The sequence below is a fragment of the Microbispora amethystogenes genome, assembly GCF_016863015.1.
Classification (GTDB): domain Bacteria; phylum Actinomycetota; class Actinomycetes; order Streptosporangiales; family Streptosporangiaceae; genus Microbispora; species Microbispora amethystogenes.
Window position 1 is genome coordinate 73,198 of the sequence record NZ_BOOB01000047.1, and the last position, 22,147, is coordinate 95,344.

19 protein-coding genes are annotated in these 22,147 nt (G+C 66.9%); 13 read left to right on the forward strand and 6 right to left on the reverse strand.

The genetic code is table 11. From position 1 onward, the window contains the following. Positions 1–1,480: 1,480 nt before the first annotated feature. The 4 genes from Mam01_RS28825 to cas7g are packed head-to-tail and all read right to left on the reverse strand — an operon-like array spanning position 1,481 to position 7,926. Positions 1,481–2,422: a type I-G CRISPR-associated protein, Cas3-extension family gene (locus tag Mam01_RS28825; protein ID WP_204288354.1), complete on the reverse strand. Its 942-nt coding sequence runs from the start codon at positions 2,420–2,422 to the stop codon at positions 1,481–1,483. Next, positions 2,419–5,367, reverse strand: coding sequence for a type I-G CRISPR-associated helicase/endonuclease Cas3g (cas3g, locus tag Mam01_RS28830; RefSeq protein WP_204288355.1), 2,949 nt, complete (start codon positions 5,365–5,367; stop codon positions 2,419–2,421). Before cas3g ends, Mam01_RS28825 begins: the two co-directional genes overlap by 4 nt. Beyond that, positions 5,364–6,752: a type I-G CRISPR-associated protein Csb2 gene (gene csb2 / locus Mam01_RS28835; RefSeq protein ID WP_204288356.1), complete on the reverse strand. Its 1,389-nt coding sequence runs from the start codon at positions 6,750–6,752 to the stop codon at positions 5,364–5,366. Before csb2 ends, cas3g begins: the two co-directional genes overlap by 4 nt. Before the next feature lie 4 nt (positions 6,753–6,756). Further along, positions 6,757–7,926 (reverse strand): type I-G CRISPR-associated RAMP protein Csb1/Cas7g, encoded by a 1,170-nt coding sequence (gene cas7g, locus Mam01_RS28840; protein WP_204288357.1) that lies wholly within the window; start codon positions 7,924–7,926, stop codon positions 6,757–6,759. A 2,335-nt stretch (positions 7,927–10,261) separates the two neighbouring features. Here cas7g and Mam01_RS28845 point away from each other — a divergent pair. Then, positions 10,262–10,705: a hypothetical protein gene (locus Mam01_RS28845; protein ID WP_204288358.1), complete on the forward strand. Its 444-nt coding sequence runs from the start codon at positions 10,262–10,264 to the stop codon at positions 10,703–10,705. A 470-nt stretch (positions 10,706–11,175) separates the two neighbouring features. Here Mam01_RS28845 and Mam01_RS28850 read toward each other — a convergent pair whose 3' ends face one another. Together Mam01_RS28850 and Mam01_RS28855 are read right to left on the reverse strand one after the other, a co-directional pair. Beyond that, positions 11,176–11,406: a hypothetical protein gene (locus Mam01_RS28850; protein WP_204288359.1), complete on the reverse strand. Its 231-nt coding sequence runs from the start codon at positions 11,404–11,406 to the stop codon at positions 11,176–11,178. Between the two features lie 76 nt (positions 11,407–11,482). Next, on the reverse strand, positions 11,483–11,923 hold the full coding sequence (locus Mam01_RS28855) for a hypothetical protein (protein WP_204288360.1): 441 nt from the start codon (positions 11,921–11,923) through the stop codon (positions 11,483–11,485). A gap of 506 nt (positions 11,924–12,429) precedes the next feature. Between Mam01_RS28855 and Mam01_RS28860 the strand changes: the two genes are divergently transcribed. The 12 genes from Mam01_RS28860 (at position 12,430) to Mam01_RS28915 (ending at position 22,005) form a co-directional block, all read left to right on the forward strand. Next, on the forward strand, positions 12,430–12,699 hold the full coding sequence (locus tag Mam01_RS28860; RefSeq protein WP_204288361.1) for a hypothetical protein: 270 nt from the start codon (positions 12,430–12,432) through the stop codon (positions 12,697–12,699). After that, complete coding sequence (locus Mam01_RS28865; RefSeq protein WP_204288362.1) at positions 12,678–13,463, forward strand: hypothetical protein; 786 nt, start codon at positions 12,678–12,680, stop codon at positions 13,461–13,463. The genes Mam01_RS28860 and Mam01_RS28865 overlap by 22 nt, the downstream gene beginning before the upstream one ends. A 123-nt stretch (positions 13,464–13,586) precedes the next feature. Further along, positions 13,587–14,150 carry an SAF domain-containing protein gene (locus tag Mam01_RS28870; RefSeq protein ID WP_204288363.1) on the forward strand — a complete coding sequence of 188 codons (564 nt, stop codon included), beginning with the start codon at positions 13,587–13,589 and terminating at the stop codon, positions 14,148–14,150. Then, entirely contained in the window at positions 14,151–14,927 is a 777-nt protein-coding gene (locus Mam01_RS28875; RefSeq protein WP_204288364.1) for a hypothetical protein, read from the forward strand. It abuts the gene before it with no gap. Continuing rightward, the gene (locus Mam01_RS28880; protein WP_204288365.1) at positions 14,924–16,327 is read left to right on the forward strand and encodes a TadA family conjugal transfer-associated ATPase; all 1,404 of its coding nucleotides are present in this window, start codon (positions 14,924–14,926) and stop codon (positions 16,325–16,327) included. Before Mam01_RS28875 ends, Mam01_RS28880 begins: the two co-directional genes overlap by 4 nt. Beyond that, the gene (locus Mam01_RS28885) at positions 16,324–17,190 is read left to right on the forward strand and encodes a type II secretion system F family protein (RefSeq protein WP_204288366.1); all 867 of its coding nucleotides are present in this window, start codon (positions 16,324–16,326) and stop codon (positions 17,188–17,190) included. The genes Mam01_RS28880 and Mam01_RS28885 overlap by 4 nt, the downstream gene beginning before the upstream one ends. Further along, the gene (locus Mam01_RS28890) at positions 17,187–18,026 is read left to right on the forward strand and encodes a type II secretion system F family protein (RefSeq protein WP_204288367.1); all 840 of its coding nucleotides are present in this window, start codon (positions 17,187–17,189) and stop codon (positions 18,024–18,026) included. The genes Mam01_RS28885 and Mam01_RS28890 overlap by 4 nt, the downstream gene beginning before the upstream one ends. An 11-nt stretch (positions 18,027–18,037) precedes the next feature. Continuing rightward, positions 18,038–18,250, forward strand: a complete 213-nt coding sequence (locus tag Mam01_RS28895; RefSeq protein WP_204288368.1) for a hypothetical protein — start codon at positions 18,038–18,040, stop codon at positions 18,248–18,250. Continuing rightward, complete coding sequence (locus Mam01_RS28900; protein ID WP_204288369.1) at positions 18,247–18,651, forward strand: TadE family protein; 405 nt, start codon at positions 18,247–18,249, stop codon at positions 18,649–18,651. The genes Mam01_RS28895 and Mam01_RS28900 overlap by 4 nt, the downstream gene beginning before the upstream one ends. Further along, complete coding sequence (locus Mam01_RS37775) at positions 18,648–19,067, forward strand: TadE/TadG family type IV pilus assembly protein (protein ID WP_204288370.1); 420 nt, start codon at positions 18,648–18,650, stop codon at positions 19,065–19,067. The genes Mam01_RS28900 and Mam01_RS37775 overlap by 4 nt, the downstream gene beginning before the upstream one ends. Next, complete coding sequence (locus Mam01_RS28910; protein WP_275409098.1) at positions 19,064–19,486, forward strand: pilus assembly protein TadG-related protein; 423 nt, start codon at positions 19,064–19,066, stop codon at positions 19,484–19,486. Before Mam01_RS37775 ends, Mam01_RS28910 begins: the two co-directional genes overlap by 4 nt. Then, a complete protein-coding gene (locus Mam01_RS28915; RefSeq protein WP_204288372.1) occupies positions 19,486–22,005 on the forward strand; it encodes an AfsR/SARP family transcriptional regulator in 2,520 nt (839 codons plus the stop codon). The genes Mam01_RS28910 and Mam01_RS28915 overlap by 1 nt, the downstream gene beginning before the upstream one ends. The last annotated feature ends 142 nt before the right edge of the window (positions 22,006–22,147 follow it).

The following is a 22,147-nucleotide window of genomic DNA, read 5'->3' on the forward strand; positions in this document are numbered from 1 at the left end:
CCGAGGGACTGCCACCTGCTGCCGCCTGGAGCTGCGGGCGGGCAAGCCGCAATGAGGCCGGGCCGCTGGGGCCCGGTGAGACATCACAAGCAAGGGCAAGACCGATTCGGGCACAATGAGGCCCAGGTGCTGAGGCCGGGTGAGACGTGGACGGCACGATCGTCGCATCGGACAAGGTCGTGGCCCCGCAATGAGGCCTGGCCACGCAGGCCGGATGAGACGCCCAGGGTGCAGGTGATCACGGCCTGACGCATGCCCGCAATGAGGCACGGCTACGGAGGCCGGGTGAGACCTCACGATCCACGAGGGCATCACATGGCGCGAGGGCCCAGAATGAGGCCGGGCCGCTGGGGCCCGGTGAGACCCGCGTCAGTTGGGCAGGTGGTGAGCCCAGCGCCCTGTGCCGCAATGAGGCCGGGCCGCTGAGGCCGGGTGAGACCTGCTCGAATTCTGGGACCACGAGGGGCGGGCGAATCTCCCGCAAAGAGGCCCGGCCGCTGGGATCGGGTGAAACTCGGCATCACCGCCTCCCACGCCATCACGTGCGTCCCGCAATGAGGCCCGGCCGCGGGGCCGGGTAAGACACAGGCGTCAGGACGTCATCCACCCCAGAGAGATGGCCCCGCAATGAGGCCCGGCCACGGAGGCCGGGTGAGAGGAGGGTCTCCACGGCGTCCTTGACGAGGGCGGTCGTGCCGCAATGAGGCCGGCCGTTTGGGCCGGGTGATATCCGATTCTCGTGGTGGCGGCGGGGCGGTGCTGGCACCCGTAATGAGGCCGGCCACGTAGGCCGGGTGAGACGGGCGGAGGGTGTTCGGGCCTGATCCTTACCAGACGCAGCCGCAATGAGGTCCGGTCGCTGAGGCCGGGGTCTTCGCCCTCGTCCGCTGTGGTGATGCCGCAATGAGGCCCGGCCGATGAGGCCGGGTGAGACGGCCGCGACAGCGGGCGGTACCCCAGGGCCGGATAGCCGCGATGAGGCCCGGCCGCTGAGGCCGGGTGAGACCGCTCCGTGCCGTACGCCGACCAGGTGTCATCACCGGCGCCGCAATGAGGCCCGGCCGCTGAGGCCGGGTGAGACCCGGGCAGGCCCACCGTTTCCAGCGTGGACGCAAGAACGCCGCAATGAGGCCGGGTAAGACCTCGCCGGCGGCATCACAGCCGTCGTCCTGGCGGTGCCGCAATGAGGCCCGGCCGCTGAGGCCGGGTGAGACGGCGGTGCGGGCGGTGCGGTCGAGTCCCTGGCGCAGCCGCGATGAGGCCGGGCCGCTGGGGCCGGGTGAGACGGTCTGTGATCGGGCCTTATCACTCTTCGTAGCCGACTAAGGCAAGGCCTGGTGTCCGTTTTGGGTGCCATGCTGCGGGTTCAGGGTTCGGAACATCCCGGGCCAGGCGTGTGTACTGGTGGTTCCGAAGCTCGCGTGGACGCCGTGTCGCGCTGTGCTGTTGTCAAAGAGCGATCACGCTGACGTGGTTAGGTCTACCGCACGTGGACGGGGAGGGGGGAGAGCACCCCGTCGAAATTGCGTCCGGCGATGCGTTGGCGGTGGGCGCCGTGGACGCTGAACACCCCGAGGGCTGCCCACCCGAACTGGGAGACGGTGGGTTGGTCGTCGATGGGCTTGAGGGTGGGGTGTTCGAGGAGGCACCGGACGGCGTCGGTGTCGAGGGCAGGTTTCCACAGGGGCCAGATCATGACGTTGTCGCCGGCCAACCGGTGCCACAGGGTGCTGCGGACTTTCTGACCGTCACCCGTGAGACGGAACAGCGGGAGTGCCATGGTGGCCAGCCATGTGGCTCCGGGGACGCCGGCCTCCCTTCCGGGCCGTCCTTCTGGGTCGTCGGCGGTGCTGCGCAAGACGCGGTGGTCGAGGTATTCGCCGGTGAAGCCTTCGATGCGGCTCCATCGGGTGAGGGCCTCGTGCAAGTGTTCGGGGTTGTCCCGTACGGCCTTGAGTGGCATTTCGAAGAAGGTGCGTATTTTCTGCTGGCCGGAGGGGGCGATGAAGGGCGACAGGGCACCGCGACCCTGGGCGTCTACGGCCAGGTCGGTCGTAAGGCAGGGCAGCCAGCGGTCGGCCGCGAGCGGGTGGGTGCGCCGGATGTCTGCGGCGCGTTGCCGATACTCCTGCCGGGGCCACCGCAGCGGGTCCTTCCCCAGTCCGGAGGCAGGGGGGAAGCCCCGCCCGATGCCCGGCAGTACGGCAGTTACCTCGATCGAGCGCACGACCTCGGCCAGCGCCTCGGCGATGTCCCCGGTTGTCTGGAGGGGGCTGTGCAGGTGGGCGCAGGCGGTGGTGCCGGAGAACGACAACCGGGCCGGGATGCCGCTCTCCTCCGTCAGGACGCGCAGGACGCCGAGGGCGGCGAGGAATCCCAGGGGCTCGCGGCCGTCCAGGGCGGGGAGTTCAACAGTGTTCATGCCTCGTGCTCCTCGCGGGCTGAGCACCAGATGTCAGCCAGGCGGACGATGGCTTCCAGCCGGGCCAGCCCCCACCTGCCGTAGACGCTGGCCAGGTTGGTGAATCGCTGGGGGGAGGACCAGTCGATGGAGCGCGCGGTGTCCACCTCGATCTTCTCCCCGTGCCGCTGGATGCCGGTGACCGGTGAGGGGTCGGTGACGGGTTTCAGCAGCGGCCGGTTGTAGCCGTGGTGGGCGGCGATCAGGTGCACGACCAGGTTCCGGTCGACGGTCGTGGTGTCGTCGAGCAAGGCGTCGGCGATCTGAGCGGACAGGGCCTCATGGCGCATACCGGCGGGATAGCCGGCGCGCTGCTGAGCCGCCCGAAACAGCTGACGATCGAGTGGGTTCATGCCGGACTTGGCCAAGATCCGCGGAGGGTCTTCGGCTTCGGCGGCCGCGGCGGCCCACCGGTCGCCCCCGTGCAGCATGGCCTGGAAGCGTTCATCGCGTTTGCCCTCATCGTGCCAGAGCGCGGCAAGACCGACGGCCTGCACCAAGGGAACGGGTAGCTGCAGGTTCCGCGCGAACTCCTCGGCGCGTTTCCGCACCGCCCACTGGTGGTCATCCAGCCGCATCGGGGTGCGTGCGGTTGAGGAACCCTGGGCGCTGTCATCCTCGCCGTAGCTGGTGATGTCACTGGTCAACACCACGGTGCCCGAGGCCAGATGCTCCTCCACCTTCGGCTTCTTAGCCAGGGCCAGACGACGAAGCACGGCAAGGTGGGGCGGCACGTCATCACCGTCGTGGTCGAGGTCGGCGCCGAGCACCTCGATGACGTCCGGCCGGGCGCGCAGGATCTGCTCGATCTGGCGGCAGTAGGCGCCGGCATCCATCTGCTCGGCCTGGCGGTCACGCTCGGCAGTGTCAACCACCTCCCGCAGCGCGCCGGCGAGTTCCGGGTCGTGGGCGGCGATCGCCGCGGTCAGTGTCGGCCCGAGCCGTACTGCGGCCCGCCGTTTGCCGTTGCCGCCGCACAGGTCACCGATGTCGCGCAGGGCCTGCCGGAGTGCGGAATTCCACCCAAAGGCGTCGCAACCCCCGTAGGAGACGGGGACGACGATTCGGTCTCCGGGCCGGATCTCATCCCCGCCGATGACCTCGACCAGCTCCCGGGATCTGAAGCGGACCACCCGCCGGGGCACCCCGTCCCCTGGCGAGGAAGCAGAGCGCGGGGTTTCGTCCGGGGAGGGTTCGCCTTCCACGTCGGCGAAGCGTGCGGTGATCTGCTGGCCGGACAGCCACTGCCGGACGGCCAGCAGCGGCACCTCGATACTCTCCTCAGCCATCACCGGGAGCGCCTCGAGCGCTTGGCACCACTTCTCCTCATCCCTGGCCAGTTCCCGCCAGGCGAGGGACACGTGCGGGACCTCCCGCTGCAGACCGTGCAGGAACGGCGCAGGGGACGGGTCGTTCGGGCTCGGGACCGGCGATGTACGCGCCCAGGCATCCAGATGTGCCGGCGACAGGTACGGGGTGTATGCCTCGGCACCCTGGAGTTGCTCCCAGGTCTCCCTGTCCTGCTCGAACATGACCGCGGTCAGGCGGCGCAGAGCCGCGGGGGAGACATCGATCCCCTCCTCCGTCAGGGAGGGAGAGGGCGTCCCCGGGCGGAATGCAGCAGGGGTCTGCAATGTGGTAAGCCACTGCCAGGTGGCCTGGCGCGCCTCGCCGTACACGCCCTCACGGTCCAGTTCGGTGTGCACGATGACAGCCGGTGCCGCCGGGGCCGAGCCCAGGCGGTTGAGGCGGCCGAACCGCTGAATCAGCGGTGGCAGCGACGCCGACTCCGTCACGAGTGCGGAGAAGTCGAGGTTGGCGCCGACTTCGACGGTCTGGGTGGCGACCACGAAGACGGGGTCGTCCGGCTCGCAGGCGCGGCCGGCCTTGATCCGGTCGTACCACTCCAGCAGCAGGTAGTCCCGGTCCACCGGCCGGATCCGGCCGGTCAGCAGCATGCACCGCCCGGGGTAAGCCCCGTGCAGGTGCTCGAACACCGCCCGGGCGCGGGCCACGGTGTTGCAGATGACGCCGACGACCGGGTTGGTGTGTGACAGGTGCTCGGCCCACTGGGCGAGCGTAGCCACGACCTGCTGGTCGTTGTTCTTCTTGGTGGCCTCGCTCACCTCGACCAGGTGCGCGGTCTTGCCCGCGTGCAGCCGCTTGCCTGCCACCGGGTGCTGTTCATCCGCGTCCGTGATGCGGTGCACGCGGGGGCCCTGGGCGGTGGGGCTGGCCGTCATGGTCACCACCACGGGCTTGACCTCGGCCGGGGTGGTGTCCTGGGCCAGCGCGTCCGCCAGGGTGGTGAGGAAGGGCCGGGACAGATGGGCCTCGTCCACGATGATCAGGCTGTCGGTGCCGACCAGGGCGGCGTCGATCGGCCGCAGCTGATCACTCACCCCGTAGCCGCGGAAGAGGAACCGGCTGCCGATCTGGTCGACGGTGCCGACCACGATGGCCTGCCGGTCTGGCCGTTCCAGCCATCGCCATGACCAGGTCACCCCGCCCCGCATCCGGGTGACATCCAGCGGCTCCTCATCGTGCTCCACCAGCAAGGCAGCGGCGACCTTGCCCGCCACACTGTCGGCACTCGCGGCGGTCAGGGCGTCGCGGAGGCGGCAGGCATGCCGGTAGGCCTCGTCCACGATGAGACGCCGATCGACCACGAAGAAGCACCGCCTGGGCACGCTGCCCCGGTCCAGGGCTGCGGCGAAGATGGCGATGTCCAGCACCGATGTCTTGCCCAGGCCGGTGGGGACATCGATCAGCTCGGGCCATCCGCCGGCGAGTACCCGATCCAGCAGCTGTTCCTGCCAGGGAAACGGCTCGCGGCGATCGCCGTCGCCAGTGGTGTGAACCTGAGCGTAGAAGGCGGCGAAGTCCCGCCGGTGCAGGCCCGTCATGACTGCTCCCGCTCCGGGACGAACAGCCCCAACCCCAGGTAGCGCAGCGACCCGGCAATAACCGGCCCGACCACCGGACGCGCGAACCTCACCCGCACATGGGTTACCGGCCGCTTGGGCCGCCCCTCCGGCAGCGTCTCCCGGCGAGGCCGCCACACCGCACCCGCGGTCAACGGGGCGGCCGACACCTCCAGGTCAACCGGCTCGGGGTAGCCGACCCGGGCCAAGGACTTGGCCACCAGGTCCTCCACACTGCGGCGGGCACGCAGCATGCCGTCGGTGACCATCGGCGTCGCCGTCACCCAGGAACACGCCCCCTCAGCAGGCCCCCGCCAGGTCTCGACACGGAGCGTGCGACGACGCGGATCGGCCCCGTACCGAAGGGAGATCTCCGGCATCGGCCGCGGCGTCAGACGAGTCAGCGGATCGGCCCCGATCACCGCCCGGACCAGGTGCTTCCACTCCTCGGCCGGCATGTCCCGCGGTATCGCCAACGCCACGCCGAGCAGATGACCATCCGCGTGCTCGTGCCCCACGTCCGGCAGCCCCAGGAAGGCCACATGCGGCCGCTCATCGGCCCCGTGACCACTGACCTGCGCCGGGATGTCGCTGCCGATCCGCTTCAGCACCGCCTTCCGCAATATGGACGTCAGCCTCAGCACCTGGTCCCCACCGATCCGCGCCGTCGGCTGGCCGAACCCCCAGATCATCAGGTCGTCCCACGGCGACCGAACCAGCTCAACCGCAGGGATCTGGTCGACCAGCGGGCCGTAGGGAACGGAACGGGCGACCTCCCAGGCCCGCCCGCCCAGGTCATAGACCTCACGCAGCGCGTCAACGTACCCCGGGTACGGGACCCGCAGGTCCACGGCGTTCGCCGCCCCGATACGGCTCGGCACCCACCGCGACCACGCCGGCCGCTCCGCCGGCAGCATCGCCACCGTGGTCACCTCGGCCTGACTCGTGGACCGCCCCACATACGGCACCCGCCGGGCCATGCGCTCCAACCGCGCGACCAGGTCACCGGTTACGTCGGCCTCCGGCCAGACGACAGCGAAGTCCTCACCCGCCGGGGTGGCCGATGCTCGGCTGCGCGCCTGGTTGGTACGCCCCGGCCAAAACTGGCTCCCGCCACTGGGTTCGGTCTGGTTGGTCACTACGAAGCTGTCCGTGCGGCTCACGCTGACCGAGCCGTCCGCCCACACCTCGGGTGCGCCGGAACGCTCCAACCATCGCAGCGCATCCCAGTCCTCGACGCTCTGCGCCGAGGCCACCAGTGCACAGAACACCCGCGCCGGATGCGGCGGCCACTCAGCGACACTCGGACGGATGCTGCCGGCATCGTAGCGGCCATGGCGCAGCCGCACCTGAACCGTAACAGGCATCGGCTCAGCCCTCGTCGGAGGCGGCGTGCGCGACGGTGGCCTCGATCGCCTTCTGCAGCGACGGGATCGGCGTCACCGAGATCACGTCGGCGGCCATCTCCACGCCTAACTTGGCCGCCGACTCCTTCAGTTCGTGAAAGGCGTCCACGGCGGCAGCAACGGACACATCCAGGCGCTCCAGGTCACCGCCGGGGCGTTCCAGCCCAATCTCCTCGCTCGCCTTGGCCAGGTCACAGCCCGAGCGCAACCAGACCGAGGGGCGAGCGAACGCGAGCCGGTCCCCCACCAGGGCCAGGGCTACCAGAGCCGCACGAGCGGTCGTGGCGGCCTCGATCGAGGCGTCGCCGAAACGCAGCCGCTCCATCCCCGCCAACGAGATGCTCGCCACACGGCGGATCTCCCGAACGGTCACGCCGCCGGGGACGGGGTTGGGAGCGATGTTGCCGTGGCCGATCTCGCTGAGCTTCTGGCCAGTCTTCTTCGCCCCTTCCGCGACGTACTGCCAGTCGTTCTCGGCCTTGTCCTTGCTGTCCACCGCGCCGGTGAGGTTGACCGGGTCCAGCCGGCCACCGCGTCGGGAACCGAACACAGGTTCGACACCGAACATGATCGCCGTGTACAGCCGCGCGAACTTCGGCCAGCGCCCCTTACGGTGAGAGTCCCACGCCCCGAAGATCAACGAAGCGGGCTCGCGCTCGAACAGCGGCCGAGCATCAGCGGCGCTGACGGCTCGCAGCCGCTGCCCGACCTGGCTCTTATCGAAGCGGACCCCGTCGACCAACGAGTCCCGCCAGTACGCATCGGCGTAGCGGTGAGGGGCGTCGAATGAGGTGATGCGGATGCCACCGTGAGAGGTGGGCGCCCGTAACTCCAGCATCGGCAGTTCGAGTCGCCCCCTGTCCCGTGCGTCCCGCAGCGCCTCCTCTACCCGGTTGGCCTGCGACTGCTCCTGATCGATCGTGACGGTCTTGACTGCCTCTCCATCGACGATACGGTCAGCCACCAGGTACTTCCTGGTCAGATCCCGCTCCCGATCCTCAATCGGGAACGTTGGCGGCATGACCGAATTGCCTACGCCGCCCACGGGGTGATAGACGGCGCGCACGACGACGGCCGTGTGAGCTCTGTCCTCGCCCAGCGCCTCTACGAGCTGCGCTGTCAAACTTCTGCTCATCCCGAGCACCTTTCTTCCTTCGAACTCCCCAATCGCCGACAGGTATGAAGGATGGCAACCAGGACTGACATTTCGGCGCCCCCTCGCCCAATAAGGCCGCAGACGGTAGCTGCGGAAGCAACTTTGAGATGACGGGCTCGTAATCAGCGCGCGCAGCCGCAATAAAGCCGCGGTCGGTTGCCGCGGATAACGCCTCGTCTACAGTGGTGCGGTGGAGGGCGCATCAAGCGCCCCCCACCGCGGCAGGCTCCGGCTGTTAACGCCAGCCGGAGCCTGTTCCTCTACGGTGGCGGCGCGTCGTCTTGGCACTCCGCTTCACCATGATCAAGGTGATGCGCCGGCGCCTGGTCGTCACCGTGATTCTCAAATCCTCTCACCTCCCTACATGCGAGCCGTGTCGCTCGTGAACGGTAGCTGAATCGAAGGAAGCTTGCGATGCTTTAGGGATAATCTCTGAGTAGCTACCTGCTGGCTTACTTAAGTCGTGCCCGAAATCTACGTGCGCAGAAGTTCCTCTTCGTGTTGGCAAGAGCAGCATCCAGGAGCCGAACCCGTAAGCGGGTGCTGACAAAAGCCACCATCCCGGTCCGCAACGGCACACGGCCTATGGCCAGTCCGTACTGGTTGGCAAGGTCAGAGCGGCTGGCGCTAGCGACGAAGGCCCACCGGGTCGTGCGGTTGCGGTCGGTATGGTGCTCGCCGGCCTGCACGCGGCGGGGCGGAACACCTCAAACGTCACGCCCTCTCCTCTGCCGGGAGCGCGGGCGGGTGTATCTGGTCCGGAGCAACGCTTCCGTCGTGCTCGTGCTCGTGCTCGGGAATGAGGTAGTCACCCGGGAGAGTGCCCCCGGCAGGCAGCCAGTGCGGGGACATGTGTACTCATGGGTCGCCATCATGCAGCTTTAGATGATCGCGACTCGTGTAGGGGCCACACGGAGTTGGGATGGGAACCCTGACGCGATCCACCGAGAGCCCGAATGCTTCCCCTTGCCGTAGGCCGGCAGCGGCGCCGAGCAGCACCAACGGCCCGTGCTGGGGCGGCATAGCGCGACTCAACCTCATGACCTGCTTGGGCGTCAGGAGCCGGATCACGGTCTTGTCGGCGTGCGGCATGATGCTCGCGAAGATCGTGTAGGCGGTCTCGATCGTGCGCGGAGCGAGCCCCCCCAGACCGCAGGCTCTGTTACAAGAGAGAGCGGGGAGGGGAGATAGGCGGAAGGTGCAAGGGCAAGGACCTTGGGGCGCTGCCCCAAACCCCGGGGCCTCCGACTCCGAGAGCCGGGGGCCGCGCACGGCTCGCGCCGTAAGTGGCTGGGGTGGAAGCCTGATCGCTCGTCTGCCATCGACCCAGGCAGAGCCCAGCAGCCCGGCTCCTCCAGGTCAAGCCCAGCCGTGCAAGCAGGACAACCAGCGCGCGAGGAAGGTCACAGGGAGCAGGTACACGCGAGGCAGAGCTTGACCCGCTGTCGCTTCGCGATGGGTCGACGGCAGACGAGAGATCAGGGCAGGGGACAACGTGCGGCGCCGCAAGTAACAGTGGGGGCTATGAGGCTTGTGTACGTTACATCCGATAATGCTGGTTTTATCGGTTAATGCAGGGTTCTGTCCGATTGGGGAAGCGAAGCCTCACCCGAGTAAGCCCTTCTCCCCCTCCCCTGTAGGAGTTGCGAAAGGTTACCCTGGATAGGACGAATCTTCCCCGGTAGGTGATCACGCTGCTTCGCAAAATTCGCCAAAGGCTGGACGATTGGCTGTATCGCCGCCACAAAGATAGGAATTCTTATTTAGATATCGAGGACTTAGAGAAGCTCTTCCCGAGGCCCTCCATTGGGCAGCTTCTTCGTGAGGAGGGGCGGCTCTGGGTGCAGCGGCAAAGGAGAAAAAGGATCCCCCTCGGGAAGCTTGCGATAAGTAGTACCGCAGCAATCCCTTACTTATCGCGACAAGATGTCAGGCAGATTCGTCGCCTAGTTCGCGCGATGCGCCTAACAAGGAATCGGAAGCCACCCTGGCAAGGAAAGAGCGCCTCTGAAATCATGCTGGAGTGGGATTCTTGGAGCGATGCGGCAAAGGTCGCGTTTCTGTCTTTCTCGTGGTTGGGTGGCCCTCGCATTGAGGGCGTTCTTACTGCTAGCAGTCTGAAAATCCCGGACCGTCAGAGCAGGGCAAATCCGTCAATAAATCTCTTAGATGTAGTCAACGATCGGCATTCACTTGCTGCGGCCGCGGCCATTGCTAACGGTCTCGATCAGTTATTCAGGCGTCTTGGGCTGCCGCCCGATCATCTCGCATCAGGGGAAACGCGTCCCATGGGTGGCGGCGGAGGAGCAATCAGATGACGCCCGACCGGGAACAGCCCTTGACTGGGCTGGAGATTGCACTTCAATGGGGCCAGCTCCCTGCGGAGCACCTGCAAGCTGCCCTAAAAGCTCTTGAACCCGAGCTCCGCCGAGAGCATGAATTCAGAATTGCACGATTGGAAGCCGAACGTCAGGAAGCCAAAGATCGCCGCATGCATCAGTTATATCTGAGTGGCCTTATCGCCGGTTTCGTCATTTCGGTAAGCATGCTTGGTGCCGCAGTGGTCCTAGGTATGAATAACCAACCTTGGCTCGCGGCTATGATGGCAGGACCGAGTTTACTGACCCTCGTAACAATGTTCGTCCTGCGTCGCTCCGATACGACAAGCATGAAGGCTGCAGCGAAGGCCAAAACGAACATAGCGTCGATCAACCTGCCACCGACACAAGCACCAGAGAATCCATCCTCATTGGTCTAAGGCAGCCGTCACGACGCAACAGATCTGCAATGTGTGCGCGTCACGGTGAACCGGCATCTATCCGCCTATATCGTTGGAGTCGTTGAGGAAAGGTTCCAGTCCCCGGCGGCATACTGCCCATCGAATGTCGTCGCTTCCCGAATCCTGCAACACGAGGCTGGCGACAATGGGTTCGCTGCATGGAGGGGTGCCATGCGCGCTACATCCGCCATGTGCAGCAGTTCCGGACTGATCGTTGTACCAACTCGCTGGTTGAGGATCGAGCCTCTCACGAAGACGCAGTGCCATGGCTCAACGCTACGTTGCCAGGGGCGCTTTGGGGGCACATTGCGGTGGAAGATGATGCGAAACGATGTCAACGGACGGAAGCGTTCGCCCAGGCCACAGGAGGTGCGAACGGAATCGCCCCAGGTGACGAGCACGCGGAATTAGAACCCGGCCTACAGTCCGACTTGGCCGCTGCCAGAGCATCAGACCAGACGGCTTATGATCACATACTTAGCTGCCATGTCGCGCGCAAGCTTGATCTGTGCGGCGAGAACGTCATCAGCAGAACCGAACACCTCGAAGGACAACTCACAACCGCCCACCGACTGTGCCAGCTTCAGTCCGAGTGTGGCCTTGACACCCACCAGGGGATAGCTGTACCAGCGTCCCTCATCCTCATCGTCCGTATCCGTCAGGGCGGTACCGACTGCCATCCAGTCAAGATCATCAAACGTACAGCCGACTGATGCGCGCGGGCGAAGGTGGAATGCCCTCTGCAGGTGGTCGGCATCAACTCCTGTCGGCGCGGATGTCCGCAGAATGTCCACCTGCTTTTCCCCAGCATGTGGCCCGACCGGGCCGGTGGTAGGGTTCGGGCCCAGTCGGCGGAGGCGTTGCCCCGGTTTGTTCAGGCTCCGAAGACGGGGTTGCTCTCACCTGCCAGGCGCTGTACACCTCAATCCCGTTGGATTCCAGCAGGCGCACCATCTCGGCCACGCGCTCGCGCGGCAGGAACAGGGCGAACGTCCACGCCTCGCGGTCGCTGCGCGTCTCGCCCTGGGCCGTCGGATCAGTCAGCGTCAGCTCCAGCGGAGAGCCATCGGGGGCGCGCACCTCGACCCGCGCCCGGCCCGGCGTGTTCGTGTCGAATGCGACTGCATGGAACGCGCCTGTAGCCACGGCGAAGACCGAGGACAGCAGGTTGGCGCACTGTCCGAGGTTGCCAGGCACGCCGGCGGCGGCCTCGCCCCAGAGAGCGATGCGGGCCTCCTCGATTGCGTGCCTACCCTTGGGGCCTCCGGGATCTTCCAGAGGTGGAGTCACAGCTGGAAGCGCTGCCGTCTCTCCCTTGTCCCAGCCTTTGCGATCTGCGTACTCTACTCTCCGCAACTAAATAGGAGCTGAGAGTAATGAAGAACTGTGATGCCAAGCTGAGGAGAGGTCGAATAACTGCTCGTTACGCAGCAACAGCTGTCTGCGCTTTGGCTCTCCTGAGTGCATGCGAAGCAGGACCTCCTTCTTCCTCGCCACTTCAGACTTCAGCGCCTTCTGTCTCGACACCGTCTCCGGCGAAACCGACCCCACGAGTGACGCATGACGTAATCGTCGCGACCTACAGCGAGTACTGGACAACACTCACTACCGCTGGCAGATCCTCGCCGGAGGAGGCCCGGAGTCTGCTCAAGCGCTACGTCAACGGCCCATACCTTGATCATCTTGTTGCTGGGATTCGGCAGATGGATGAGCAGGGGCGGGAGCCGTACGGGGAGGTGATCCCGCGCGTCAAGCAGGTGCGCGTCGGCGGGAAGCACGCCGAGCTCATCGACTGCCAGGACACATCCAAGGCCGGCATGGCCGATCGCCGCACGCACCAGCTCATCCCCGGCACCATCAAGGCCAATTCGACGGCGAACATCAAGGCGGAGTTGGGGCAGTCTTCCGATGGGCGTTGGCGCGTCGTCGGACTGAGCATCAGGGAGGCGGCGTGCACGCCACCCTCGTCCTGACTCCGCTCCTCGTGGCCAACGCCTTCGGTCCGGGTGTCCCCATGGACGACCATGGAGCCTTCCCTTGGGGCAGCGGCTGGGTCGCGTACAGCAGCCATGAAGTCGGACAGTCTGTCCGATCCTCCAGGGTCGGCGACGACGGTGATAGCAAGTGGACCAACTGCCACACAGTCGGTGGCGCGAACGGCGTCACCTACCTGCAGTGCGACTATGGGCCCAACGGCCAGCGGAACACCTTCCAGGGCGTGACGCCCGAAGATCCGACGGCGCCTGCCGTGACGCCCGAGATGCTTCTGCAGCAGGCCCTCGGCCAGGTCAAGCCGCCTGCCCCGCGGATCGCGACGGCACCACCACGCGGCAAGGACGGCCTGGTCGGCCTGCCGCACTTTTTCTGGGCGCAGCGAGGCCAATGGCGCACGATCAGCAAGCGGGCGACGTCCGGCCCGGTGTGGGCCGAGGTCACGGCGACGCCGACAACCTTGGTCGTTCGTCCGGGTGCGGGACAGGCCACGGTGACATGCAAGGGGCCCGGCATCGCGTATGACCCGTCCGTGACCGACCAAAGAGGCGCCTGCACGTACCTCTTCACACGCTCCAGCGCCGGTCTCCCGGGCGCTCACTACAAGGTGACCGTCTCCGTCGTCTGGACGGCCGCGTGGACCGGCTCCGACGGTGCCGGCGGACCTTTGGCGCCGATGACGACGTCCACGACTTTCCCGTTGCGGATCGCCGAAGGCCAGGCACTCATCCAGAGGAGCTCCTGAATGGTCCGCAACCACATGTCCTCGCCACCTCAGCACGCAGGGAACGGCGTCGCCCCTCCAGTGCAGGTGCCGAAGCTTACGCCGCAACCACGCCAACGCCGCCGAGGACTACTGCTCCTCGGCGTGCTCGTGGTGGCCGGCGGCGGAGTGATCAGCTATCAGACGATCACGGGTTTGAGCGCCCGGGTGCCGGTCCTCGTGATGACACATGATGTGGCCCCCGGCCGGCAACTGACGGCGGACAACGTCACGACGACCACAGTGGGCGTGGACAACCTCGTACCGACGATTCCTGCCCGCGATCTCCCCAAAGTGATCGGGAAACGAGCCGCGACGGATCTGGTTGCGGGCATGCTCATGCAGCCCAGGCTGCTCACCGATCAGGTCGTCCCCGTCGTGGGCCAGCAGCTCGTGCCCGTGGCAGTGAAGCCGAGCCGACTGCCGGCCCGCGGGCTACGGCCCGGAGACGCGGTTCTCGTCCTCGCCACCCCGGAGAACCAGGCCGTACCTGCTTCCAGAGCAAACGCCAGGCCCGTCATCGACGCGGTGGTCGACCAGGTGAAGGGGCCGGACGCGGATGGCCTCATGGTCGTCGATCTCATCGTGAACAACTCGCGAGGCGCCGAGCTCGCCAGTCTGGCGGCCAGCGGCCAGGTCGCCCTGGTCCTCAATCCGCGGAGCAGGTGAATGGCGACCTATGCCTTGATGAGCCCGGGCGGGTCCCCTGGCGTGACCACGACCGCTCTTGCCGTCACCTACGCCTGGGGAGGCCGCGCCCTGCTCGCCGAGTGCGACCCCAAGGGCGGCAGCGTCCTCCAGGGATTTCTCGGCGGCCGGATGGAAGGGTTGCCCGGCGGCCTGTTGGAGTTCGCCCTCGCCATCGCCCACCAGCCCGATCCAGCCGTTCTGTGGAAATACATCGTCTCTCTCGACCAGGACGCTCGCGAGTGGCTCCTGCTCCCCGGAACGAGGGACCCACGCCACGCGGCGCAGCTCGAAACGGCGTGGGATGCCATCGCGACGGCGATTACGTCAGCCGGCGCGGGAGTCGTGGACGTGGTGCTGGACGTGGGCCAGATCGGCGGGCCGGAAACCCCCATGCAATTGATCGCAGCGTCGGACCTGGCCTTGATGCTGTTGCGCCCCTCCCTGCGCCAGGTCGCGGACGCTCGCCCCAGGCTGGATGCGGTCGGCCGCTATGTGGGCGCGAAGGTGCCGGTCGCTCTGTGCCTCGTCGGCGAGGGGGATTACACCCCCAAAGAGATCAGCGATGCGCTGTTCGGCTTGCCCGTCATCGCGGGGATTCCAGACGATCCGAGGTCGGCTGCGGTGTTCTCGGACGGCAAACGAGCGCAGCGCTCCTTCCGCAGAGCGCCGTTGATGCGTGGGGCGTCTTTCCTCGCAGGGGCGATGCGCCAATACCTCGCGACGTCGCTGGAGCCGACTGAGGTGGTGAAGCGATGAGCAGCTGGCCGCCGGGTGATGTCTGGCCTCCACGTCCCATCGCCGGCCCCGCCGACCCCGGTCTGCTTCCCCGTACGGCGACTCCGGCAGAGGAGCTCGACGTCAAGGACTTCCGGGAAGCCGTGCTCGACATCACCGCCTCGATCGCCGACGACCTGAAGGACAGCGAGGATCGTGAGGCTGCTCGACAGGTGATCCAGTCATCGGTGCAGCGCTGGTCCCATGAACGGCTGGCGGACGGCGTCGCGGTGAGCTTCGCGACCCAGCGCCGGCTCGTGCAGGCGGTCCTGGACGAACGGTTCGAGCTCGGCGTCCTCACGCCGTACGTCAATGACAGCAGGGTCGAGAGCATCGACATCAACGGGTGCGACGAGGTCTGGATCACCTACAGCGACGGCACCTGCGAGCGCGGCCCGGCGGTCGCCGCCACCGATGACGAGCTGATCAAAATGATCCAGATGTGGGCGCTCCACAAGAGCTACAATCCGCGCGAGTTCTCCGGCGCGAGTCCGCTGCTCAACACAGCGCTCCGGCCCGGGGACGAGGAAGGCGGCGTGGGCGTACGGCTCAGCGCCACCATGGCCGTCACCACCAGGCCCTGTGCGAGCATCCGCTGCCACCGGCTGGTCGACGTCACCCTCGACGACCTGCTCCGGCTCGGCACCATCAACCGCAGCCTGTACGGCTTCCTTCGTGCGGCCGTGCTGGCCCGGCTGAACATCGTGATCACCGGCGGTACGGCGGCGGGCAAGACCACGATGCTGCGCGCGCTGGCCTCGGCGATCGACCCGGCGGAACGGCTCGCCACGCTGGAGTCGGACTACGAACTGTTCCTGCACAAGCTGCGCCACCGCCACGAGAACGTGATCGCCTTCCAGGTACGGCAGGCCAATTCCGAAGGCGCCGGAGCGGTCACGCTCAACGACCTGATCCCGCACTCCCTGCGGAAGAACATCAAGCGGATCATCGTCGGCGAGGTGCGGGCCGACGAGATCATCCCGATGTTCGAGGCGATGAACACCGGTCACCCGGGCTCGATGTGCACGATCCACGCCAACGGAACAGAGGAGATCTTCAACCGGGTCGTCATGCTCTGGACGCGTGGAGTCGGTGCCCAGACGCCTCCTGACGTCATCCACCTGAACACGGGGGAGACCATCGACCTGGTCGTCCACCTGCGAATGGATCCCGCGACCAACACACGCTTCGTTTCCGAGGTCCTTGAGGTGATGCCTCCGGCTGACAGCGAGCAGCCCAGCCGTAACCGCGTTTACAGCCCCACAGGACCGGGCGGCCGGGCAATGCCGGACATCACTCCTCAGTGCCTTCCACAGCTGAAGGCCGCGGGCTTTGACCCGACGCTCCTCGATCCGTACGCCGCCATGTGGGAGGTGCGATGAACACTCCTGCCCTGCTCGCCGGCCTCGGCACATCGGCTGTCCTGGGCGGAGTGACCTGCATCGTCATCGGACTCGCCGGACGGGGGCCCGTCGAGCCGGTACGACCTCCTTCCCGTTGGCCGGCGATCCGGAGGGCACTGATCGCCCGGCGGCGGCTTGCCGTGATTTCCTTCTTCGCCGCGGTCGCCGTACTCGGCCTGACCGGATGGCCTGTTGCCGCATGCGCCACGGCGGTAGCCGTGCTCGCCTTACCGAAAGTGGTGTCAGGCCGCACCGCCGCTCAGCAGATCCGGAAGCTCGAAGCACTGGAGCTGTGGACCCGGCGCCTGGCCGACCTGCTGGTGGCCGGCCGGGCCCTGGAACAGGCATTGGAGCAGAGCGCCTCCCGCAACGTCCCGTCTGCCATCACCGCGCCGGTGTCCTCGCTCGCCCGTCGGCTCCGCGTCGCTCAAATGCCGACCGAGCAGGCGCTGCGGTTCTTCGCCGACGAGCTGAACGATCCGGTAGGAGACCGCATCGCAGCAGCTCTCATCCTCGTGGCACGACGCCGAGGGAAGGGCGCCAGCGCGCTGCTGCACCAGCTCGCCCAGCTCGTCGCGAAGGACGTGAGCGACCGCCGGGAAGTCGAAGCCGCGCGAGCCGAGCACCGTACGACCGTCCGCTGGATCATCGGCATCCTCGTCACCTTCACGGCTGTCGCGATCACGCAGCGGTCCTACGTCGCGCCCTTCGGCACGCCGGTCGGACAGGTCGTCCTGGCCATGGTGGCAAGCCTGTACGGCGTGGCGCTGTGGTGGCTGCATCGGCTCGGCAGCTCCGCCGTCGGTCACCGCTTTCTCACGGATCCCGGGAAGCAGCGATGAACATCCCGGCCGTGACCGCGGGGGCGATGATCGGCCTCGGCTTGGTCATCGTCGGGTCCGAGCTGTCTCCTGGTCCTCCGCGCCTCAACGACGCGCTCGCGCGACTCGACGGCGCTCGCCGCCCCGGCCCGCGCGGCCGGCTCACCGTGCGGCTGTCACGGCTCCCCGTTCCCCGCGAGGACCTGGCGCTTCTCGGCATCAGCGATGAGCGCTTCACTCTGCAGCGCGTCGCCTTCCTGCTGTTCGGTCTGGTGTTGCCGCTCCCACTGACCATGCTGTGCGCGGTCGCAGGCGTTTCCCTTCCTTGGGCCGTGCCGACCGGCGCCGGCGTACTGTGCGGGGCCCTGTTCGCCCTGGTCCCTGACTACGCCGTCCGTGGCCAGGCCCGGGAGCGCCGGCAGGAGTTCCGCGCCGCCCTGGCGACGTACCTCGACATGGTCGCGCTGGAACGATCCGCCGGCGCCGGGCCACCACAGGCCCTTCAGGTGCCTGCCGAGGTGTGCACCGGCTGGGTGTTCCGCCGCATCGCCCAGGTCCTGGAGCACGCCAAACGCGCCGGAGAACAGCCGTGGCGCGGCCTGGCTCAACTGGGCGAGGAGATACGCATCGCGGAGTTGACCGAGCTGGCCGACATCGCCGAGGACGCAGGCTCCGAGGGCGCCCAGGTGCTGTCCACTCTGCTGGCCAAGGCGCAGTCCATGCGCACCACCGCGCTGACCGATGCACGGGCCCGTGCCAACAGCCGGACCAGCGAGATGCCCATCGCAATCGGCATCTCCGTCTTCGGCTTTCTGGCGCTTGTGTGCTTTCCCGCCGTCTACCGAATCATGAGCTGAGGAGATGCCGCATGTCCCCTCTCCTGCCGCCGGAGGCCGCTTACTGGCTCGCCGTCCGGAAGCTTCTGCTCGACAGGCTCGAACGGGCTCGGGAGCATCCCGACAGGGGAGCGATGTCCGCCGAAGCAATGATCATCATCGCTGCGCTCGTACTGGTGGCAATCACGGTCATGGGCATCGTCACCGCGAAAATCATCTCCAAGGCCAACTCGATCAACCTGTGACCCGCAGCGTGAGGCGCAGAGACGATCAGGGCTCAATTTCGGCAGAAGTGATGATCGCGTTGCCTGCCGTCATGTTCACGATCCTCGTCTGCATGCAGCTCTGCCTGCTGTTCTTCGCGCAGTCGGTCGCGCTCGCCGCTGCTCAGCAAGGCGTCCGGGCCGCACGCGCCGACGGTGCTTCGCGTACGGCCGGTGCAGGCGTGGCCAGGAGCTACGCGGAGCGGACGGCGGGCGGGTTCCTCCACTCGATCAGCACGAGCAGTGCAGGTGATGCGACGAGTGTGCGGGTGACGGTGCAGGGTCGTGCGCTCTCCCTGGTGCCGTTCCTGCCTTCGATCCGGGTCTCGGAGGAGGCTGCGGGAGCTGTCGAGCGCTTCACCACACCAGGGCAAGTGCCATGAACGACCGTGGCAGCGCAACGGTGGAAGCGATGCTCGCCATCACGGCAATCGTCCTCGTCATCCTGCTCGGCGTGGCCGGAGGGAGGATCACGGTCGCCAGCGCGGCCGTGGAGGCGGCGGCGCGAGATGCCGCTCGTCAGGCGTCCATCGCCCGGTCGGCCTCCGAGGCCGGCAGGACAGCGGAGTCGAGCGCACGTGAGTCGTTGAGGAGCCGCGGTGTCCGATGCGACTCGGTAAGCGTCCGTCTCAGCACGTCGGGGTTCAGCCGACCGGTAGGGAGCCCCGCGACCGTCTCGGCAACCGTCTTCTGCTCCGTGCCGCTCGATGACGTGGCCTTCCCCGGCTTGCCAGGGAGCGTCGCCCGGCGAGCCACCTTCACCAGCCCGCTGGACCCGTACCGCGGGAGGGAATCGTGAGTGCGCCCTACGAGGCCGAACGCGGATCGATCACACCGTACGCACTCATCTCCATTCTCGTGCTCATGCTCTTCATCGGCCTGGCGGTGGACGGGGGCACCAAGTTGCGGGCGGGCTGGGAGGCAGTGGGCATCGCCGAGGAAGCGGCTCGCGCCGGCGCCGGTCAGATCGACCGGCGCGCCGCGTACGAGGGCCGGAACTTCATCCTCGATCGCGGCGCCGCCGTACGCGCAGCGCGGGCGTATCTCAGTGCTACCGGCCGGCCCGGCACCGTCGGCCTCTCCGGCCCGAACTCGATCCGGGTGCAAGTCACCGTCACCAAGCCGACGTGGCTGCTCTCGCTCGTCGGTCTCTCCTCGGTGTCCATGACCGCGACCGCCACCGCTGATCTCGTCTCCGGCGTCGAAAGGCCCAAGTGATGACGCTGTCTCGCCTGCTACGAGCACTGGTCGCGGCGATCGTGCTCGCCGCCACCGTTGTCGGTTTCCCGATCCTCTTCTACCGGCTCGTCGGCTTCCCGCTTCCCGACCACATCCCAACGTTGCAGGAAGTCGGGCAGAGGCTGGCTGCCCGGGATGACGGCACTCTCTTCATCGCCGTCCTGGAGCTCATCGCATGGGTGGCATGGGCGGCGTTCTCGCTCTCGGTGCTCTTCGAGATCGGTGCCCGGCTCATCGGCGCCAGGCTCACTCCCAGGCTGTCCGGCCTGGGCGGGATGCAACGTCTGGCTGCCTACCTGGTGGCTTCCGCCTCGCTCCTCGCCACTGCCCCGGCGGCCATGGCGGCGGAGGCGGCTCCGCCTCCTGTCGTCGCCATGGCGCCATCGCATGCTCTCGGTGGCGACGTCGTTCGGAACGAGCCGCCAACGGCGCATGAGCCCGTCTACCAGGTGGAGCAGGGCGACAGCCTGTGGGAGATCGCCGACGACAAGCTCGGCAGCCCGAGACGATGGAAACAGATCTGGAAACTCAACGCCGGCTCCCCACAGCCAGACGGGAGCAGGTTCAGCAACCCCGGGGTCATCCAGCCTGGTTGGAAGCTCCGCCTCCCGTACCAGGGCAGGAGGATTGAGCGCGACACGTCCCGCCCTTTGGAGACTCAACAACCAACGAAGCCGGCATCTCGGCCCCCTGCTGCCCAGGTAGAGGATCGTCACGAGCCGGCAGAGTCCGCTCAGGCGACGCTGCACACCTCTGTGGAACAGGACCGCCGCAGCGCGATCGAGTTGGAGTCGGGCTCTCTTGTGGCCTTGGGCTATGCCGCGGGCATCAGCACGGCATACGTGGCCAACCGACTGCGCCGACGCCGACGCCACACCCCGCCGTCGGCATCCGATCCCGTCGTCGTCACGCCTGAGCCGAAACCAGATCCTGCTGTGGCCGAGGTCCGCCGCGCCCACATTCGCAGCTTCACTGAACGCGGCGAGCAGGTCCCCTCTGACATCGAGCTCCTACGTGATGCGCACTCGATCGACGTACCGGAGAAGCTCTCCATCGGGAGGCACGCTGACGGTTCTCCAGTCGAGATCGCGCTTACCGGCCCCGGGCTGAGCCTCACCGGCGACGGCGCTCAGGATGTCGCTCGCTACCTCCTGGTCGACATGGTCCGGCAGTCAAGCAACTTCCGCATCGAGGTCGTGGTGTGCAGCGAGCTGGCGGAGGTCATCACCGGAATTCCCGCCGAGGAACTGAGCGCGATGAGCGACGCCCTACCTGGCCTGGTGGTCGTGCCGACAGCGGATGCCGCGCTGCAGCACTTCGAGCAGACGTACTTCACCCGGAAGTACATGCTGCTCGAACGCGAAGCGAGCAACATCGAGGAACTGCGCGAGCGGGATCCCGGAGAAGTCCTGCCGACCATCGTCCTCGTAGCCGAAGTCGATGACGAAGTGTTCGACCGCGTCTCTGCTCCCCTGGTCGCCCCCTCGACGGCAGCAGTCGCCGCAGTGCTTCTCGGCGACTGGCCGTGCGGCACGACCTCCGAGATCAACGAGGATCATCAGGTCGTCAAAGTTGAGGGACAGCTCGCCGAGGCGATCTCCGGCGCCGAGCTCTTCCATATCAACGAGGAGGAAGCTGCAGCTCATCTACGAGAGCTGCTGCCCCAGGAGGAGCCGGCGGCCGTCGTGGAAGGGCCTGCTCCGAGTTCAGCACCTGAAAGCTGGTCTGGCCCGCATTTGGTTCGCCTCTCGGTGCTCGGCCCACCCACCGTTAACGTACGCGGGCGGTCCGCTCCCCTTGAGCTGGGCTGGTTGCAGCTCAACGCCCTCGTGTACCTCGCTCTCCACCCCGCAGGAGTCACTCGCGACCAGCTCACCACAGCCCTATGGCCCGAGGACACCGGCAAGGACGTGCACAACACGCTTCGGCACCTTCGGAATGCGCTGGTTACCGCGACTGGGTACGAGAACCCCGAGCGGAAGCGGGCACCGTTCATCAACGCGTCGACCACCCAGGAAGGCGCAACGTACCATATCGACCCAGCACTGGTCAGCGTGGATCTCTGGGACTACCGGGCAGCCTTGGAGGAGCTCAGGACAGCATCAGAACCTATGAGCAAGCTCTCCGCTCTCCGTAAGGCAGCGCAGCTGTGCGGTGGCGAACTAGCGCATGGCCTGGAGACCGAGTGGATCGATGAGCACCGCTACCCTCTGACCCGGTCGCAGGCCGACATCCTGAGCCAACTCGCCGAACTATGCGGTGATAACGATCCTGAGCAAGCGCTTAATGCCCTGGAGAGAGCTCGCGCGATGGATCCTGACACAGAGGAGACATACCTCCGCATCGTCCGTCTGCAGCTAGACCTCGGCCGCAGAGACGACGCGCGTCGAACCGTCAAGCTGCTGCGGCAGCGCCACACCGACCTCGGAATTCCGCCTGCTCCAAGAGCAGAGAAAGCCTTCGCGACGCTGTTCGCTGGTAATGAAGGTTCCCGCTGATGGCATCTTCTAGCAGAGGTTGTGGGCTGCCCTGATGGGGCTCCGCCCGTGATCCCTCCGGTGCGTTAGCTCTCGGCAAGTCGATGACCTCCACCAGGCCGGCGAGGGTCGCGTCCTCGGAGCGGTGTAAAAGCTCGACGAG

What these genes read in the sequence shown, in the direction of transcription:
- csb2 (WP_204288356.1), bottom strand. Translation starts at nt 6,752, where the DNA reads ATGCCTGTTACGGTTCAGGTGCGGCTGCGCCATGGCCGCTACGATGCC.
- Mam01_RS28885 (WP_204288366.1), top strand. Translation starts at nt 16,324, where the DNA reads ATGAACACTCCTGCCCTGCTCGCCGGCCTCGGCACATCGGCTGTCCTG.
- Mam01_RS28890 (WP_204288367.1), top strand. Translation starts at nt 17,187, where the DNA reads ATGAACATCCCGGCCGTGACCGCGGGGGCGATGATCGGCCTCGGCTTG.
- Mam01_RS28875 (WP_204288364.1), top strand. Translation starts at nt 14,151, where the DNA reads ATGGCGACCTATGCCTTGATGAGCCCGGGCGGGTCCCCTGGCGTGACC.
- Mam01_RS37775 (WP_204288370.1), top strand. Translation starts at nt 18,648, where the DNA reads ATGAACGACCGTGGCAGCGCAACGGTGGAAGCGATGCTCGCCATCACG.
- Mam01_RS28850 (WP_204288359.1), bottom strand. Translation starts at nt 11,406, where the DNA reads ATGGCAGTCGGTACCGCCCTGACGGATACGGACGATGAGGATGAGGGA.
- Mam01_RS28880 (WP_204288365.1), top strand. Translation starts at nt 14,924, where the DNA reads ATGAGCAGCTGGCCGCCGGGTGATGTCTGGCCTCCACGTCCCATCGCC.
- Mam01_RS28915 (WP_204288372.1), top strand. Translation starts at nt 19,486, where the DNA reads ATGACGCTGTCTCGCCTGCTACGAGCACTGGTCGCGGCGATCGTGCTC.
- Mam01_RS28845 (WP_204288358.1), top strand. Translation starts at nt 10,262, where the DNA reads ATGACGCCCGACCGGGAACAGCCCTTGACTGGGCTGGAGATTGCACTT.
- Mam01_RS28860 (WP_204288361.1), top strand. Translation starts at nt 12,430, where the DNA reads ATGGATGAGCAGGGGCGGGAGCCGTACGGGGAGGTGATCCCGCGCGTC.
- Mam01_RS28895 (WP_204288368.1), top strand. Translation starts at nt 18,038, where the DNA reads ATGTCCCCTCTCCTGCCGCCGGAGGCCGCTTACTGGCTCGCCGTCCGG.
- Mam01_RS28825 (WP_204288354.1), bottom strand. Translation starts at nt 2,422, where the DNA reads ATGAACACTGTTGAACTCCCCGCCCTGGACGGCCGCGAGCCCCTGGGA.
- cas3g (WP_204288355.1), bottom strand. Translation starts at nt 5,367, where the DNA reads ATGACGGGCCTGCACCGGCGGGACTTCGCCGCCTTCTACGCTCAGGTT.
- cas7g (WP_204288357.1), bottom strand. Translation starts at nt 7,926, where the DNA reads ATGAGCAGAAGTTTGACAGCGCAGCTCGTAGAGGCGCTGGGCGAGGAC.